Raw genomic sequence first — 14,782 nt, 5'->3', positions numbered from 1 at the left:
TGCCCTCCGTCGGCCCCCGCCGCTAGCGTGGTCGCCATGTCCTCCACGAACCTGCTCGGCGTGCCCGAGACCCGGCTGCCCGCCGAACCCGCCGTCGTCGCCGACCTCGAGACCCTCACCACCGCCGAGGTCGTCACGGCCCACCCCACCTCGTCCCTGGCCTGGGCACTACTCAGCGACGAGGCCGCCGCCCGCGGGGCCGACCTCGAGGCCTACGCCTACGCCCGGGTCGGCTACCACCGTGGGCTCGACGCCCTGCGCAAGGCGGGCTGGCGCGGCCAGGGCCCCGTGCCGTGGTCGCACGAGCCCAACCGCGGCGTGCTGCGCTCGCTCTTCGCCCTGCGGCGCGGGGCGGTCGCCATCGGCGAGACCGACGAGGTCGAGCGCCTGACGACGTTCCTCGCCGACGCCGACCCGAGCGTCCTGCCGTCGCTCGAGGCCCAGGCGGGCTGACCGGCGCGACCGACGTCGAGAACGCAGGAGGCGCGGGTCACCCGACCCGCGCCTCCTGCGTTCCCGACGGCGGCCGCCGCCGCGCCGGCCTCAGCCGATCAGTGACGGCCGCAGGTCGCGCAGAGTCCGCGCCCGCGTCATGCGGGAGGTCGCCACCCAGGTCAGGACGAGCGCGCCGAGCAGCCAGGCCGCCAGCACACCGGCGTCACCCCAGGCCGCGGCGCTGCTGCCGCCGTACATGACCTGGCGCAGCCCGTCGGTGGCGTAGCTCATCGGCAGCACGAAGTGCAGCGCTGCCAGGGGGGCCGGCAGGGTCTGCCACGGGAAGGTGCCGCCGGCCGTGACGAGCTGCACGACCATCAGCACGAGGCCGAGGAACTGCCCGACGCTGCCGAGCCACACGTTGAGCGTCATGATGATCGCCGCGAAGGCGGCCGAGGCCAGCGCCATCAGGCCGATCATCCCGAGCGGGTGGGCGACCTCGAAACCGAGTGCCTGCGTGACGATCACGTAGAGCGCGACCATCTGCACGACCCCGAGCACGACCGGCGCCAGCCAGCCGGCCAGCGAGATGCGTACGGGGGCCTTGACGGCCGTGATGGCCCGCTTCGAGATCGGCTTCACGATCAGGAACAGCGCGTACATGCCGATCCAGGCCGCGAGGCTGATGAAGAACGGGGCGAGTCCCGCGCCGTAGGTGCCGGCGCTGGTCAGCGCATCGTCCTTCACCGAGACGGGGTCGCTGATGGCGCTCGCCTGGTCGTCACGCGTCTGCTCGGTGCTCGAGGGGATCTCGCCCAGTCCGCTCTGCAGGCCGTCGCGCAGCTGGGTCGTGCCGGTGTCGAGGCTGACGACGCCGTCGCGCAGCGAGGTCGACCCGCTGCTCAGGGTGTCGAGACCGGTCGCGAGGGTCGAGGCACCCGTGGCGGCGCTCGCCGCACCCGTGGCGAGCTGTGACGAGCCGGTGGCGGCCGACGAGATGCCCTGGGTCAGGGCCGGCGTGGCGGCGGCCAGGGTCGCGGCACCGGTCGAGACCTGGTCGGCGCCCGTGGCGAGCTGCCCCACCTGGGTGTTCAGCCCCTGGATCTGTGTGTTCGCGTCCTGGAGGGCGGTGGTCAGCGACTCGGTCGCGGGGGCGAAGGTCGCGGCGATCTGCTGGATCTGCTCGTCGGTGTACCCCTGCTGTCTCAAGGCTTCGGCGATCTGCTGCTGCGCCTGCTGCTGGGCGGCGGGCAGGGCGGCCGCGGCCGTCGCGCTCGTCGTGGCCGCATCGGCCACGCCGGTGGCCAGGGCGTCGTTGCCGGCCGCCACCTGGGCGGCGCCGTCCGCCAGGGTCTGGGTCTGCGCGGGCAGGTTGGTCGTCTGGGTCTTCAGGGTCTGCAGCCCCGTGTCCAGCGCCGACACCCCCGAGCTGAGCTGGCTCGTCCCGTCGGCGAGGGTGTGGGCCCCGGTCGCCGCGTCGGCCGCCCCGTCTGCCAGCTGGTTCGCCCCGGCGACGGCCGAGCCGGTGCCGGCGACGAGCTGGTTCGCCCCGTCGACCGCGCTGCCCAGGTTGGTGCGCACGTCGGCGAGGCCCACCAGCAGGCGGCCCGCCGCCTCCTTGCCGACCTTCTCGGTGACCGAGGCGCGGATGGTCTTCGCCGCCTGCTCGGCGATCGTGGACGAGAGGTAGCTGTTGACGTCGCTCGTCGCGAGGGTGATCTGGGCCCGCTTCGGGTCGTCGCCGCTCGCCGAGGTCAGGTCGTCGCTGAAGCCCTTCGGGATCGTGAAGGTGAAGTCGTAGGTCTGGTCGCGCAGGCCGGCCGCGGCCTGGGCCGCCGAGACGACGTGCCAGTCGAAGTCGCCGCCGTCGGTGATCTGGTCGGTGACCTCGTCGCCGTAGTTCACGGTCTCGCCGTCGACCGTCGTGCCGGCGTCGGTGTTGACGAGCGCGGCCGGGATCTGGTCGAGCTTCGCGTAGGGGTCCTGGTTGGCCCAGAGGTACAGGCCGCCGTAGAGCAGCGGCACGGTCATCAGGGCGACGAGTGCCAGGCGGGCGAGCGGGGTGGCGGTGAGGCGCTGCAGCTCGGAACGGACGAGGGCGTAGATCTTCACGGCTGGTCGCTTTCGACGGAGGTGTCGGGGGTGGTGGCGACCGCGGTGTCGTCGGGGGAGGGAGGGGCGGTGTCGGTGTCGGTCTCGGGCGCGGCGGCGGACTCGGCCGGGGCGAACTCGGGCGTGGGCAGCGACTCGATCGTCGCGAGGGCCGCGAACCCGGTGATGGTCAGCACGGAGTAGTCGCGGCCGACGAGGTCGTGCACCACCGAGAGCCAGGCGGCAACGTCACCTCCGTGACGCTCGGGGGTCGTCAGGATCAGCCCGCGCACCTCGGGGCGCAGCACGGCCAGTTCGCAGAGCAGGCGGACGCGCAGCTCGGTGGGCAGGGCGCTCAGGCGCGTCCGCTCGTGCTCGCGCAGGCCGATCTCGTCGAGCAGCAGGCGAGCCGAGTCCTTGTCGGCGCGGAGCCCGGCGAGGGCGAGTTCTTCTCGGGCGACCTGCACGACCGTGAGGGCCGCGAACGGTTCGGCGACGGTGGGGGTGTCGACGAGGGCGAAGGAGGCGCGGATCGCCGCGTCGTCCGACCGGCCGTCGACCGTCACCCGGCCGGTCTCGGGGCGCATGCGACCCCCCGCGACGAGCGACGCGAGGGTGGGCGCGTTCTCGGTCTCGACCGCCACGAAGCCGGGGGTCCAGCGGTCGGCGACCGCGCTGAGCGGGGGCAGGGCCGCCCCGGGGCCGTCGCCGATCGCGACGTCGTGCAGTTCGAGTCTCATGCGGGTTCTCCGGTGGGGGGAGTCGAGGAGGCGCCGGTCGCCTGTTCGGGAGGGAGCGCGAGTTCGGGGGCCGTCGCGACGAGGTCTCCGGCGGTGCGCCAGTCGAGGCCGACGACGCCGAGCACCGCGAGCATGACGAGTCGGTGGCCCTCGGCGCGGCTGAGTCGCTGCGTCGTCGCCTCGTCGAGCACCGACAGGGCGGCCCCCTCGACGAGGTGTGCGAGCGTGCGTGGAGCGATGTCGTCGCGCATGCGTCCGGACTCGACGCCGCGGCGCACGACGTCGCGCACGGCCTTCCGCAGCGGGGCGAGGGCCTCGCCGACCTCGTGCGCCATGGGGCCGCGCACGGTCAGCTGTGCCATGACCCGCACGTGCTCGACCTCGGCCCAGAGCAGGGCGGCCAGGGAGGCGAGCTGCACGACCGGGTCCGCGATCGGGGCGGGTCGCGCGGCGATCGCGATGCGGGCGGCACCGCGCAGGCTGACCTCGCGCACCAGGTCGTCCCGTGTGGCGAAGTGGCCGTAGACCGAGCGACGCGACAGGCCCGCCTCGGCGGCGATGGCCTCGAGCGACACGGACGGGTCGCGGTTGAGCAGCAGCGCCGCGGCGGAGATCAGCGCATCGCGGTTCGCGGTGGCGTCACGGCGTGGTGCGCGGGCGGCGCGCACGGGGGAATCGGCGGCAGGCATGACCCGATCGTACGATCTTGCACACCTTTGTGCAACTTATTTCGGCACCGCGGTCGTCGGTCAGCGCGCGCGGGGCAGGGTCGCTCGCAGTGCCTCCTCGTAGGCGTCGCAGACGGACTGCCAGGTGTAGGCGTCCGCGGCACGAGCGAGGGCCGCCTCGCTGAGACGCTGCTGTTCGGCGGGGTCGTCGAGCAGCGCGGTGACGGCGGCGGCGATGGCGGCGGGCTCGGGCGCCACCAGGGTGCCGGCTCCGTCGAGCACCTCGCGGTTGTAGACGGTGTCGCGCGCGACGACGGGCGCCCCCGCGAACATCGCCTGCACCAGCGCGGGGTTCGTGCCGCCGACGCTGTGGCCGTGGAAGTAGGCCCCGGCGTGCTGCCAGAGGGCGTGCAGACGGTCGTCGTCGCTGACGTGACCGAGCCAGGTCACGCGGTCGTCCTCGTCGGCCAGCGCGCGGACTAGCTCGTCGAGTTCGCCGCCGTAGCCGGTCGAGCCGACGATGACGACGTCGTGCCGCTCGGCGATCGTGCGGGCCGCCTCGACGAACTCGACCACGGTGTTCTCGGGGACGAAGCGCGCGACGACGAGGGCGTACCCGCGGTGTCGTTGGCCCGGCTCGACCGGCAGGTCGCGGACCGGGTCGCCACCGTAGGGGATGAACAGGCCGTCCACCCCGAAGTCGGCCTGCCAGCGCCGGACGATCTCGCGGGCGTCGCAGATCAACCCGTTCGCGAAGCGTGCGCTGGCCTTGGCTCCGAGACGGAACACGGTCTTGGCCGCGCGCCCCCACTTGGCGCGCTCCCACTCGATGCCGTCGACGTTGACCAGCACGGGGATGCCCCGCAGCCTCAGCAGGGGCAACCAGAAGCCGTTGGCCACGTTCATCACGAGGGCCGCGTCGGGCCGCCGAACGAGGGCGTCGAGCACGGCGGTGAGGCCGTAGCTCAGGGTGCTGAGGGACTTGCTCTCGACGCCCTTCGTCAGGCGGGAGGTCACGCGACGGTCGCGGGCGGGGTCGTCGTCGCGCGTCGACCCGTCGCGACCGTAGACCGTGACGTCCCAGCCGGCGTCGACCAGGGCGGGGGCGATCCGGCGCACCGCGGTCTCGAACCCGCCGTAGTAGCTGGGATAGCCGCGGGTGCCGATGACGGCGACGGAGGGGCGGGCGTTCGGACGGCGACGGGGGCGTGCGGGCATTCGGGTGTCCGTTCGGTCGGGGTGCTCAGCACGGTAGCGCACCCTGACGCCGGGTCGAGAAGACGCGACTCGCCGCTCACGTCCGGACGTGAGCGGCGAGTCGTGACCGTTCGGCAGGTGGGTCGTCTAGCGAGCGCCCATCAGGTGTTCGAGGGCGAGCTGCTGCAGGCGCACGAAGCCGTAGCCGTGTCCGCCGAAGTGGGCGTCGGCGTCGAAGTCCTCGTAGGAGGCGCGGTCGGCGAGGAGCTGTTCGTAGCCTTCGCCGTCGGCGAGGGTGTTCACCGAGAGTTCGGCGACCTGGCTGGCGACCAGGGCCTCCTGCACTTCGGGGTCGGCGCGGAAGGCCTGCGCGCGCTCCTTGAGGAGCAGGTACATGCGCATGTTGGCGGCCGCGGACTCCCACACGCCGTCGATCGTCTCGGTGCGCGAGGGCTTGTAGTCGAAGTGACGCGGGCCGTCGTAGGTCGGTCCGCCCTGGGGCGAACCGTGCTCGAGCAGGTCGACGAGCGAGAAGGCGTTCTGGAGGTCGCCGTGGCCGAACACGAGGTCCTGGTCGTACTTGATGCCGCGCTGACCGTTGAGGTCGATGTGGAAGAGCTTGCCCTGGTACAGCGCCTGGGCGATGCCGGCCGTGAAGTTCAGCCCGGCCATCTGCTCGTGGCCGACCTCGGGGTTCACGCCGGCCATCTCGGGGTGCTCGAGCGTCTCGATGAACGCGATCGCGTGACCGAGGGTCGGCAGCAGGATGTCGCCGCGGGGCTCGTTGGGCTTGGGCTCGATCGCGAAGCGCAGGTCGTAGCCCTTGTCGAGCACGTACTGCGAGAGCATGTCGACACCCTCTTTGTAGCGCGAGAGGGCGGCCTGCACGTCCTTGGCGCTGTCGTACTCGGCACCCTCACGGCCACCCCACATGACGAAGGTCTTCGCGCCGAGCTCGGCGGCGAGGTCGATGTTGCGCAACACCTTGCGCAGGGCGAAGCGACGGACGCCGCGGTCGTTCGACGTGAAGCCGCCGTCCTTGAAGACGGGTGCGCTGAAGAGGTTCGTGGTGACCATGGGCACGACGATGCCGGTCGCGTCGAGCGCGCCCTTGAGGCGGTCGATCTGCTTCTGCCGTTCGGCGTCGGTCGAGCCGAAGGCGAACAGGTCGTCGTCGTGGAAGGTCAGTCCGTAGGCGCCGAGGCGGTCGAGGTTCTCGACGGCCTCGACCACGTCGAGCTGGGGGCGGGTCGGGCCGCCGAAGGGGTCCGAGCCGTTGTAGCCGATCGTCCAGAGGCCGAACGAGAACTTGTCTTCGCGGGTGGGGGTGGTGGACATCGGTGTCCCTTCCAGGGTCGAGCTTCGATCGCGTCGGGCGGTCCCGCCTCGACGCGAATGTTGTGAGCCTCAACATATCCCTTCCCCGGGCAGTACGGAAGGGGCGAAGATCATTTGTCGCGGGGTCCCACAAAAGACTTGCGCGCCGCGCCGCGGCTGTCGTAGTGTCTCGACCCGCGGCAGTCGAAGCGCTTCCGCACCAGTTCGACAACCGACAGCGAGGTCATCATGACGACGATCCACGACGTGGCCCAGGCCGCCGGTGTGTCGATCTCGACGGTCTCGTACGCCCTGTCGGGCAAGCGGTCGATCGCTGCGTCGACGCGGCAGCGGGTCACCGACGCCGTCGAGCGGCTCGGCTACCGGCCGCATGCCGGAGCCCGCATGCTGGCCGGTGCCCGGACCAACATCCTGGCGCTCAGCGCGCCGATCCGGCCCGACAACCATCAGCCCACCCAGATGCGGTTCGTCACCGCCGTCGTCGAGGCGGCTCGTCGTCGTGACTACGACGTGCTGCTGCTCGCCACCGACGACGAGGTGTCCGGCATCCGGCGCGTGGCCTCGAGCTCGCTCGTCGACGGCGTCGTCGCGATCGGCGTGGCGACCGTCGACGAACGCGTCGACCTCGTCCGCGAGCTCGACCTGCCGGCCGGCTTCATCGGCATCCCGCAAGGCGTCGACGACCTCGCGTGCATCGACCTCGACTTCGCCGCCGCGGCCGCCGAGAGCGTCGACCGTCTGGCCGACGCGGGGCACCGGTCGATCGGCGTCATCGGCCACCCGGCTTCGTACGGCGAGCGTGACACCGGCTTCATCCGTCGCTTCGACGACGCCTTCGCCACCCGTGCCGATGGCCGCGGCGTCGAGACGCTGACCGTGGCGGCGGACCTCGGGCGGGCCTCGGCCGTCCGGGCGTTCGACGACCTCCGCGAGAGACTGCCGGGCATGACCGCGCTCGTCCTGCACTGCAGCGAGCCCACCGCCGAGGCCGTCCTCCAGCACGTCCGGCGTCTCGGTCTCGAGATACCCCGCGACCTCTCGGTGCTGGCGGCCTGTGCCAGCTACCCCGCCGACGAGTTCGAGCCGGCCCTCGACACCATCCCGCTGCCGATCGACGAGATGTGCTCGCGGGCGGTCGAGGCCGCCTTCGAGCGGATCGACGGCCGTCTCGACACGGGCGTCGAGTTGATCGCGCCCACCTACCTGGCGAAGGGCTCGGTCTCCGGGCCGACCCGCGCCTCCTGAACCCCACCGACCGCACCACCCGCACCACCGCACCATCCGCACCACCGTCATCCGACGCTCAGATCACATCGCTCCGCGTCGATCGTCGAAACGCTTCGACCATCGACACGGGGCCTCTACGAGGAAGTAGACACCATGAAGAAACGACGCATCGTCGCCGTCGGGACGGCCCTCGCGGCCACCGCGGCCCTGCTGACCGGCTGCTCGGCCGGCAGCGGAGGGTCCTCCGACCCCAACGTGTTGAAGCTCTGGCACTTCGAGAGCGAGACCAGCGCGATGGGCATCGCCTGGGACCAGGCCATCAAGACCTTCGAAGAAGAGACCGGCGCGAAGGTCGAGTTCGAGGAGAAGAGCTTCGAGCAGATCCGCTCGACCGCCAGCCAGGTCCTCAACTCGAACGAGGCGCCCGACATCCTCGAGTACAACAAGGGCAACGCGACGGCGGGCCTGCTCGCGAGCCAGGGGCTCCTCGCCGACCTGGACGACGCCGTCGACGAGTACGGCTGGGACGACGACCTCGCCCCGTCGATCGCCACGACCTCGAAGTACGACGAGAGAGGCGTCATGGGGTCGGGCAGCTGGTACGGCATCCCGAACTACGGCGAGTACGTCGAGGTGTTCTACAACAAGGACGCCTTCGCCGAGCAGGGCATCGCCGTGCCCACGACCTACGACGAGTTCGAGACGGCCCTGCAGACCTTCACCGACGCGGGCATCACGCCGCTCGCCGAGGCCGGCGGCGAGTACCCGCTCGGCCAGCTCTTCTACCAGCTGGCCCTCTCCAAGGCCGACCGCTCGTTCGTCGACGACTACCAGCTCTACGAGGGCGACGTCGACTGGCAGGGCCCCGAGCTGAGCTACGCCGCCGACAAGCTGAAGGAGTACGTCGACAACGGGTGGATCTCGAAGGACGTCACCGGCATCAAGGCGGAAGACATGGGCACCACGTTCATGAGCGGCGGGGCGCCGATCATGGTCTCGGGAAGCTGGTGGGCCGGTCGCGTCGCCGACGAGGCCACCTTCGACTGGGGCACGTTCCTCTTCCCCGGCAGCGAGATGGCGCCGGGTTCGGGCGGCAACCTCTGGGTCGTCCCCGAGAACGCGGCCAACAAGGACCTCGCGTACGAGTTCATCGACATCACGATGCGCCCCGAGATCCAGAACCTGATCGGCAACAACGGTGGCGTGCCGGTGAAGGCCGACCCCGCCGACATCACCGACCCGAAGAGCCAGGAGCTGATCGCCAACTTCAACACCCTGCTCGACCGCGACGGCCTGGCGTTCTACCCGGACTGGCCCACGCCGACCTTCTACGACCAGCTGGTCGCGGGCACGCAAGAGCTCGTCAACGGCACGGCCACACCGGACGAGATGCTGACCACCCTGGGCGACCAGTACCAGAGCGGCGTCGACGACATCACCGGGAAGTAGCCGTGACCTCCCTCGACACCCGCCCCGGTGCCGGGGAGGCGCGCCCCCGTCGGGAGGGTCGACGCACGCCGTCGGCCCTCCCGCCGGAGGAGAGCCTCCTCCCCGGAGCCCGCCGCGCGGGCTTCTGGCTGTACCTGATCCCGGGCTTCGTCCTGTTCACCGTCGTGATCCTGGTCCCGCTGATCTGGAACGTCTACCTCAGCTTCACCGACTACCGCGGCATCCGTCCGCCGACCTGGGCCGGGCTCGACAACTGGCGGGAGCTGATGAGCGACGACCGGTTCTGGACGTCCTTCCTCAACAGCGTCTTCCTCATCATCGCGATGGTGGTCGTCCCCACGGTGCTGGGCCTGCTGCTCGCGGCGATGCTCTTCGACCTCATCGGCCGCAAGTTCGGCGGCCGTCTCGCGTCGTTCCTGCGGGCGACCTACTACCTGCCGCAGATCCTGCCCGTGGCGATCGCCGCGATCGTCATCGGCTGGATACTCCGACCAGAGAACGGTGCGCTGAACACCGTGCTCGACGCGGTGGGGCTGGGCGCCCTGCAGCACAACTGGCTCGGAAGTCCCGACACCGCCCTGCTCAGCATCATGGTGGTGATGGTCTGGGTGCAGCTCGGCTATCCCGTCGTCATCTTCATGGCCGCGCTGCAACGGGTCGACCCCGAGCTGTACGAGGCGGCCGAACTCGACGGTGCCGGCTGGTTCCAGCGGTTCCGGGCGATCACGGTGAGCATCATCCGTCCCGAGATCTTCGTCGTCGTGCTGACCTGCACGATCGCCGCGCTCAAGGTGTTCGGGCCGATCTACGCCCTGACCCGCGGCGGCCCCGGCGACTCGACCATCGTGCCGAGCTACTACGCCTACAGCGAGTTCTTCCAGAGTCAGCAGGTCGGCTACGGCGCGACCATCGCGACGGCGCTGACGCTCGTCATCGTCGTCATCACGATCTTCTTCATCCGGGCACAGAACCGGGTCGAACGAGCAGAGAGGGAACGTTGATGGCCACGACCGTCGTGCCGCCGGTGAAAGACGACCGCATCCGTCCCGCGGTGCCCAGCCCGCGCCTCCCGAAGGCGAACAGACGGGGGCGCAAGAAGACGGCCACCGACTGGCTGATCCTCGTCGCGGCGATCGCCTTCGGCGTGCTGATCGCCCTGCCGTTCCTGTTGATCCTCGTCAACTCGTTCAAGTCGCCCGCCGACTACACGACCGGAGGGCCGCTCAGCCTGCCGACGTCGCTGTACTTCGACGGCCTCGTCGACTTCTGGAACCGCGTCGAGTTCCCCGCCAAGCTCTGGAACAGCTTCGTGATCGCCGGGCTGGTCGCCCTGTTCGCCGTGGTCATCTCGGTGTTCAACGCCTACGCGCTCGGCATCGGGCGGGTCCGCGGCCGCACCTGGATCATCGTGCTGTTCCTGCTGGCCAACATGCTGCCCCAAGAGGCTCTGCTCTACCCGCTGTACTTCATGTTCAAGCAGGTGGGCCTCTACGACAACATCTGGGCGGTCATCATCATCTTCACGGTGATCCAGAGCGCCTTCGGCACCTACCTGCTCTCGAGCGTCTACGGCACGTTCCCGAAAGAGGTGCTCGAGGCGGCGTCGCTCGACGGGGCGAGTCGGTGGCAGATCCTCTGGCGGGTCATCGTGCCGATCAGTCGGCCGACCCTGTCGGTGCTCGCGATCTTCTTCTTCATCTGGACGTGGAACGAGTTCCTCATCCCGCTCACCTTCCTGGTGTCGAACGGCAACCAGACGGTTCCCGTCGCCATCACCGCCCTGCAGGGCGACCGGCTGATGGACGTCACCACGACGAGCGCGTCGGCCCTGCTCGGGTTGATCCCCACGCTCGTCTTCTTCCTGATCTTCCAGCGCACCCTGACCCGCGGCATCACGGCCGGCGCGGTCAAGTGACGCGTTCCACCCCGAAAGGCTCCACATGAAGTTCACCGACGGTTTCTGGCAGATCCGCCCGGGGGTCGAGTCCCTCTTCGCCCAGGAGGTCCACGACGTCGAGGCCCGGGCGGACGGACGCTCGATCGAGGTCACCGCGCCCACCAAGGTGATCGCCTCGCGAGGCGACACCCTCAACCGCCCGACGCTGACCGTCGCGCTGAGCTCGCCGATGGAGGGCGTCATCGCCGTCGACGTCACGCACTTCGCCGGTGGTCGCGACGAGATCGGGTTCGACCTGGTGGGTTCCGAGGGCGGCCCGGCCGGAGTGGGGGTCGTCGAGACGAGCGAAGGAGGCGCGACCCTGACCTCGGGACGCCTCACCGCCACGGTCGGTCCCGGTGCGCCGTTCGACCTGACGTTCCGCGACGGCGAGACCGTGCTCACCCGCTCGGGCCACAAGTCGGTCGGCTACCACCGGGTGGCCGCCGACGCGCAGGTCGACGGGGCTATGCTCGGCAACGCCCGGGCCGGAACCGGGCGCGTCCTCGCCCCGAGCTACGTCTCCCAGCAGCTCTCGCTCGGTGTCGGCGAGCTCGTCTACGGCCTCGGCGAGCGGTTCGGCCCGTTGGTCAAGAACGGCCAGACGGTCGACGTCTGGAACGCCGACGGCGGCACCTCGAGCGAGCAGGCCTACAAGAACGTGCCGTTCTACGTGACGAACCGCGGGTACGGCGTCCTCGTCGACCACCCGGGCCACGTGTCGTACGAGATCGGCTCCGAGTCGGTCGAGCGGGTGCAGTTCTCGGTGGCGGGCGAGACCCTGCGCTACCTGGTGATCGCCGGCCCGACCCCGGCCGACGTGCTCGACCGCTACACGCGCCTGACCGGTCGACCGGCCCACGTGCCGGCCTGGTCGTACGGCTTGTGGCTGTCGACGTCGTTCACGACCGACTACGACGAGGCGACGGTGACGGGCTTCGTCGACGAGATGGCCCGCCGCGACATGCCGATCAGCGTGTTCCACTTCGACTGCTTCTGGATGCGCGAGTTCCGGTGGTGCGACTTCGAGTGGGACCCTCGCGTCTTCCCCGACCCCGAGGGCATGCTCGCCCGGCTGCACGACCGGGACCTGCGCGTCTGCGTCTGGATCAATCCCTACATCGGGCAGCGCTCGACGCTGTTCCGCGAGGCGGCCGACGCCGGGTACCTCGTGAAGAACCCCGACGGCAGCGTCTGGCAGTGGGATCTCTGGCAGGCGGGCATGGGGCTGGTCGACTTCACGAACCCCGAGGCGACGGCCTGGTTCCAGGGCCACCTGCGTCGGCTGCAGGCCCAGGGCGTCGACGCGTTCAAGACCGACTTCGGCGAGCGCATCCCCACCGACGTCGTCTGGCACGACGGCTCCGACCCCGAGCGCATGCACAACTGGTACACGCAGCTCTACAACCAGGCGGTCTTCGAGGTGCTCGAGGAGGTACGCGGCGAGGGTGACGCGGTCGTCTTCGCCCGTTCGGCGACGACGGGCGGTCAGGCGCTTCCCGTGCACTGGGGTGGCGACTCGACGTCGACCTTCGAGTCGATGGCCGAGACCCTCCGCGGCGGACTGTCCCTGGCCATGAGCGGCTTCTCGTTCTGGAGCCACGACATCGGCGGCTTCGAGGGGACCCCCGACGCCGAGGTCTACAAGCGGTGGACGGCCTTCGGCCTGCTGTCGAGCCACAGCCGGTTCCACGGCAGCTCGTCGTACCGGGTGCCGTGGGCGTTCGACGACGAGGCGGTCGAGGTCACCCGGCGCTTCACGAAGCTGAAGCTGTCGCTCATGCCCTACCTGTACGCCGCCGGGCTCGAGTCGTCGCGCTCGGGGCTGCCGGTCATGCGTCCGATGGCCCTGGCCTTCCCCGACGACCGAGGCGCCGCCCACGTGGACACGCAGTACCTGCTCGGCGACGACCTGCTCGTCGCGCCGGTCTTCTCGGCCGACGGCACCGTCGAGGTCTACCTGCCGGCCGGACGCTGGACGAACTGGTTCACCGGTGAGGTCGTCGACGCGGGCTCGGGCACCTGGCGCACCGAGCGGCACGACGTGCTGAGCCTGCCGCTCTACGTGCGCGAGGGGGCGGTGATCCCGGTCGGCGCGCGGGACGACCGCCCCGACCACGACTACCTCGACGGTCTCGTGCTCAAGGTGTTCCCCGGGGGCGACGGCAGCCGCTCGCTCACGGTGACGACGCCCACGGGCGAGTCCGCCGACTTCGTCGTCACGCGGTCAGGAGGCGCGGTGTCGGTCGAGACCGCCGCCACCGGCTGGCGCGTCGACGAGGTCTGACGCCGGAGTCGACGGACGGCGCCGTGACGGGCGGCACGGGCCCCGTCGACGCGCCGCCCGTCGAGGTGGAGGTAGCCTCGACCGACGGAGGGGCGGGGCGTGTCGACACAGCAAGGAAGCGGTGAGACCGCGGCGGGTCCCGATCTCGGTGCTCGGTTCGACCGGGTCCGGCGCGACAACCTCGCGACGGTCCTCGGCATCGTCCACACCGACGGGGCCACGTCGCGATCGGCCCTTACCCAGGCGACCGGCCTGAACCGCTCGACGATCGCGGCGCTCGTGGGCGAACTCGTCGACCTGGGGCTCGTCGTCGAGACCGACCCGGTCGGCACCAACCGGGTCGGGCGTCCGAGCCCGGTCGTGGCGCCGAGTCCACGCGTCGTCGCCATCGCGGTCAACCCCGAGATCGACGCCGTCACGGTCGGGGCCGTGGGGCTCGACGGCGTCGTGCAGCACCGCGTCCGCCGCGAGACCGTCGGGGTGCCCAGCGCGCCCCAGGCCGCGGCGCTCGCCGCCGAGGTGATCGACGAGCTGCGGACCACCGCGCTGTCTCCTGACGTGCGGGTGCTCGGGGTCGGTCTCGCGGTGCCCGGCCTGGTCGGCTCCGACGGGGGAGTAGTGCGCCTCGCCCCGCACCTGGGCTGGACCGACGAGCCGTTCGCGGCGGTCGTCGCGTCCGCGACCGGGTTGCCGACGCGGGCCGCCAACGACGCGTCGCTCGGTGCGGTCGCCGAGGGGCGCTTCGGAGCCGGGCGGGGCGTCGACGACCTCGTGTTCCTGAACGGCGGTGCGAGCGGCGTCGGCGGGGGAGTCCTGATCGGTGGCAGCCCGGTGACCGGCGTCGGCGGTTTCGCCGGAGAGATCGGGCACACCCTCGTGAACTCGGTCGGCCAGCTCTGCCACTGCGGCGCCGTGGGCTGCCTCGAGACCGAGGTCGGGCAGGCCCGCCTGCTCGCCGTCACGGGGCTCGACCGCGGTCAGGCCGACCAGCTCGACGCGGCGCTCGCCGGTGCCGAGCCCGGTTCGTCCGTGGCCGTCGAGGTCCGGCGCCAGATCGACTTCCTGGCCGTCGCCCTCCGGGGCGTCGTCAACTCGTTCAACCCCGAGCTGATCGTGCTCGGCGGCTTCCTCGGATCGCTGCACGCGGCCGACCCCGGCCGGCTCGCCGATCGGGTTCGCAGCCAGTCGTTGCCCGGTGCCCGCGACGACGTCCGCATCACCCGTGCCGCCCTCGGCGTGGACCGATTGACCATCGGGGCCGCCGAGCTGGCTTTCGCCGCCGTCTTGGCCGACCCGGCGTCCGTGACCCGCGCCTCCTGATGTCGTCCTCGTGGCGTTCGACCCGCCACGAAGTAAACAACCCGCCACGCAATCGGGTGGCGGGTTGTTTACCTCGTGGCGGGCAGGCGGGCAG

The 14,782-nt window shown here is 70.9% G+C and carries 12 protein-coding genes; 7 read left to right on the top strand and 5 right to left on the bottom strand.

Features of this window, described 5'->3' with window-relative positions; all coding sequences use genetic code 11:
* The first annotated feature begins 36 nt into the window (after window positions 1–36).
* Complete coding sequence (locus SJY14_RS00135; protein ID WP_071257196.1) at window positions 37–453, top strand: DUF3151 domain-containing protein; 417 nt, start codon at window positions 37–39, stop codon at window positions 451–453.
* 90 nt (window positions 454–543) lie between these two features.
* On the opposite strand, the gene SJY14_RS00130 is transcribed toward SJY14_RS00135, so the two are convergent.
* From SJY14_RS00130 to xylA, 5 genes are all read right to left on the bottom strand, one after another.
* Window positions 544–2,547 carry a YhgE/Pip family protein gene (locus tag SJY14_RS00130; protein WP_396599422.1) on the bottom strand — a complete coding sequence of 668 codons (2,004 nt, stop codon included), beginning with the start codon at window positions 2,545–2,547 and terminating at the stop codon, window positions 544–546.
* The gene (locus tag SJY14_RS00125) at window positions 2,544–3,266 is read right to left on the bottom strand and encodes a hypothetical protein (protein ID WP_396599421.1); all 723 of its coding nucleotides are present in this window, start codon (window positions 3,264–3,266) and stop codon (window positions 2,544–2,546) included. Before SJY14_RS00125 ends, SJY14_RS00130 begins: the two co-directional genes overlap by 4 nt.
* Window positions 3,263–3,955, bottom strand: a complete 693-nt coding sequence (locus SJY14_RS00120) for a TetR/AcrR family transcriptional regulator (RefSeq protein ID WP_071257153.1) — start codon at window positions 3,953–3,955, stop codon at window positions 3,263–3,265. The genes SJY14_RS00125 and SJY14_RS00120 overlap by 4 nt, the downstream gene beginning before the upstream one ends.
* A gap of 60 nt (window positions 3,956–4,015) precedes the next feature.
* Window positions 4,016–5,152: a glycosyltransferase gene (locus SJY14_RS00115; protein WP_071257152.1), complete on the bottom strand. Its 1,137-nt coding sequence runs from the start codon at window positions 5,150–5,152 to the stop codon at window positions 4,016–4,018.
* A 126-nt stretch (window positions 5,153–5,278) separates the two neighbouring features.
* Window positions 5,279–6,469, bottom strand: coding sequence for a xylose isomerase (xylA, locus tag SJY14_RS00110; protein ID WP_043593145.1), 1,191 nt, complete (start codon window positions 6,467–6,469; stop codon window positions 5,279–5,281).
* 228 nt (window positions 6,470–6,697) lie between these two features.
* On the opposite strand from xylA, the gene SJY14_RS00105 reads away from it, so the two are divergent.
* From SJY14_RS00105 to SJY14_RS00080, 6 genes are all read left to right on the top strand, one after another.
* The gene (locus SJY14_RS00105) at window positions 6,698–7,714 is read left to right on the top strand and encodes a LacI family DNA-binding transcriptional regulator (protein ID WP_396599420.1); all 1,017 of its coding nucleotides are present in this window, start codon (window positions 6,698–6,700) and stop codon (window positions 7,712–7,714) included.
* A 135-nt stretch (window positions 7,715–7,849) separates the two neighbouring features.
* Complete coding sequence (locus tag SJY14_RS00100) at window positions 7,850–9,145, top strand: ABC transporter substrate-binding protein (protein WP_396599419.1); 1,296 nt, start codon at window positions 7,850–7,852, stop codon at window positions 9,143–9,145.
* 2 nt (window positions 9,146–9,147) lie between these two features.
* Window positions 9,148–10,146, top strand: a complete 999-nt coding sequence (locus SJY14_RS00095; protein WP_396599418.1) for a carbohydrate ABC transporter permease — start codon at window positions 9,148–9,150, stop codon at window positions 10,144–10,146.
* Window positions 10,146–11,060 carry a carbohydrate ABC transporter permease gene (locus SJY14_RS00090; RefSeq protein ID WP_071257146.1) on the top strand — a complete coding sequence of 305 codons (915 nt, stop codon included), beginning with the start codon at window positions 10,146–10,148 and terminating at the stop codon, window positions 11,058–11,060. The genes SJY14_RS00095 and SJY14_RS00090 overlap by 1 nt, the downstream gene beginning before the upstream one ends.
* A 25-nt stretch (window positions 11,061–11,085) precedes the next feature.
* Window positions 11,086–13,368 carry an alpha-xylosidase gene (yicI, locus tag SJY14_RS00085; RefSeq protein WP_396599417.1) on the top strand — a complete coding sequence of 761 codons (2,283 nt, stop codon included), beginning with the start codon at window positions 11,086–11,088 and terminating at the stop codon, window positions 13,366–13,368.
* Between the two features lie 99 nt (window positions 13,369–13,467).
* Window positions 13,468–14,688 (top strand): ROK family protein, encoded by a 1,221-nt coding sequence (locus tag SJY14_RS00080; RefSeq protein ID WP_396599416.1) that lies wholly within the window; start codon window positions 13,468–13,470, stop codon window positions 14,686–14,688.
* Window positions 14,689–14,782: the final 94 nt, after the last annotated feature.

It is taken from the genome of Frigoribacterium sp. R86507, assembly GCF_044597695.1.
GTDB lineage: Bacteria > Actinomycetota > Actinomycetes > Actinomycetales > Microbacteriaceae > Frigoribacterium.
This window is presented reverse-complemented; position numbering and strand designations above follow the sequence as displayed.

Bases quoted from the DNA above. Each gene is read 5' to 3' on its own strand.
- SJY14_RS00105 (WP_396599420.1), top strand. From the start codon at position 6,698: ATGACGACGATCCACGACGTGGCCCAGGCCGCCGGTGTGTCGATCTCG.
- SJY14_RS00115 (WP_071257152.1), bottom strand. From the start codon at position 5,152: ATGCCCGCACGCCCCCGTCGCCGTCCGAACGCCCGCCCCTCCGTCGCC.
- xylA (WP_043593145.1), bottom strand. From the start codon at position 6,469: ATGTCCACCACCCCCACCCGCGAAGACAAGTTCTCGTTCGGCCTCTGG.
- SJY14_RS00100 (WP_396599419.1), top strand. From the start codon at position 7,850: ATGAAGAAACGACGCATCGTCGCCGTCGGGACGGCCCTCGCGGCCACC.
- SJY14_RS00135 (WP_071257196.1), top strand. From the start codon at position 37: ATGTCCTCCACGAACCTGCTCGGCGTGCCCGAGACCCGGCTGCCCGCC.
- yicI (WP_396599417.1), top strand. From the start codon at position 11,086: ATGAAGTTCACCGACGGTTTCTGGCAGATCCGCCCGGGGGTCGAGTCC.
- SJY14_RS00125 (WP_396599421.1), bottom strand. From the start codon at position 3,266: ATGAGACTCGAACTGCACGACGTCGCGATCGGCGACGGCCCCGGGGCG.
- SJY14_RS00120 (WP_071257153.1), bottom strand. From the start codon at position 3,955: ATGCCTGCCGCCGATTCCCCCGTGCGCGCCGCCCGCGCACCACGCCGT.
- SJY14_RS00090 (WP_071257146.1), top strand. From the start codon at position 10,146: ATGGCCACGACCGTCGTGCCGCCGGTGAAAGACGACCGCATCCGTCCC.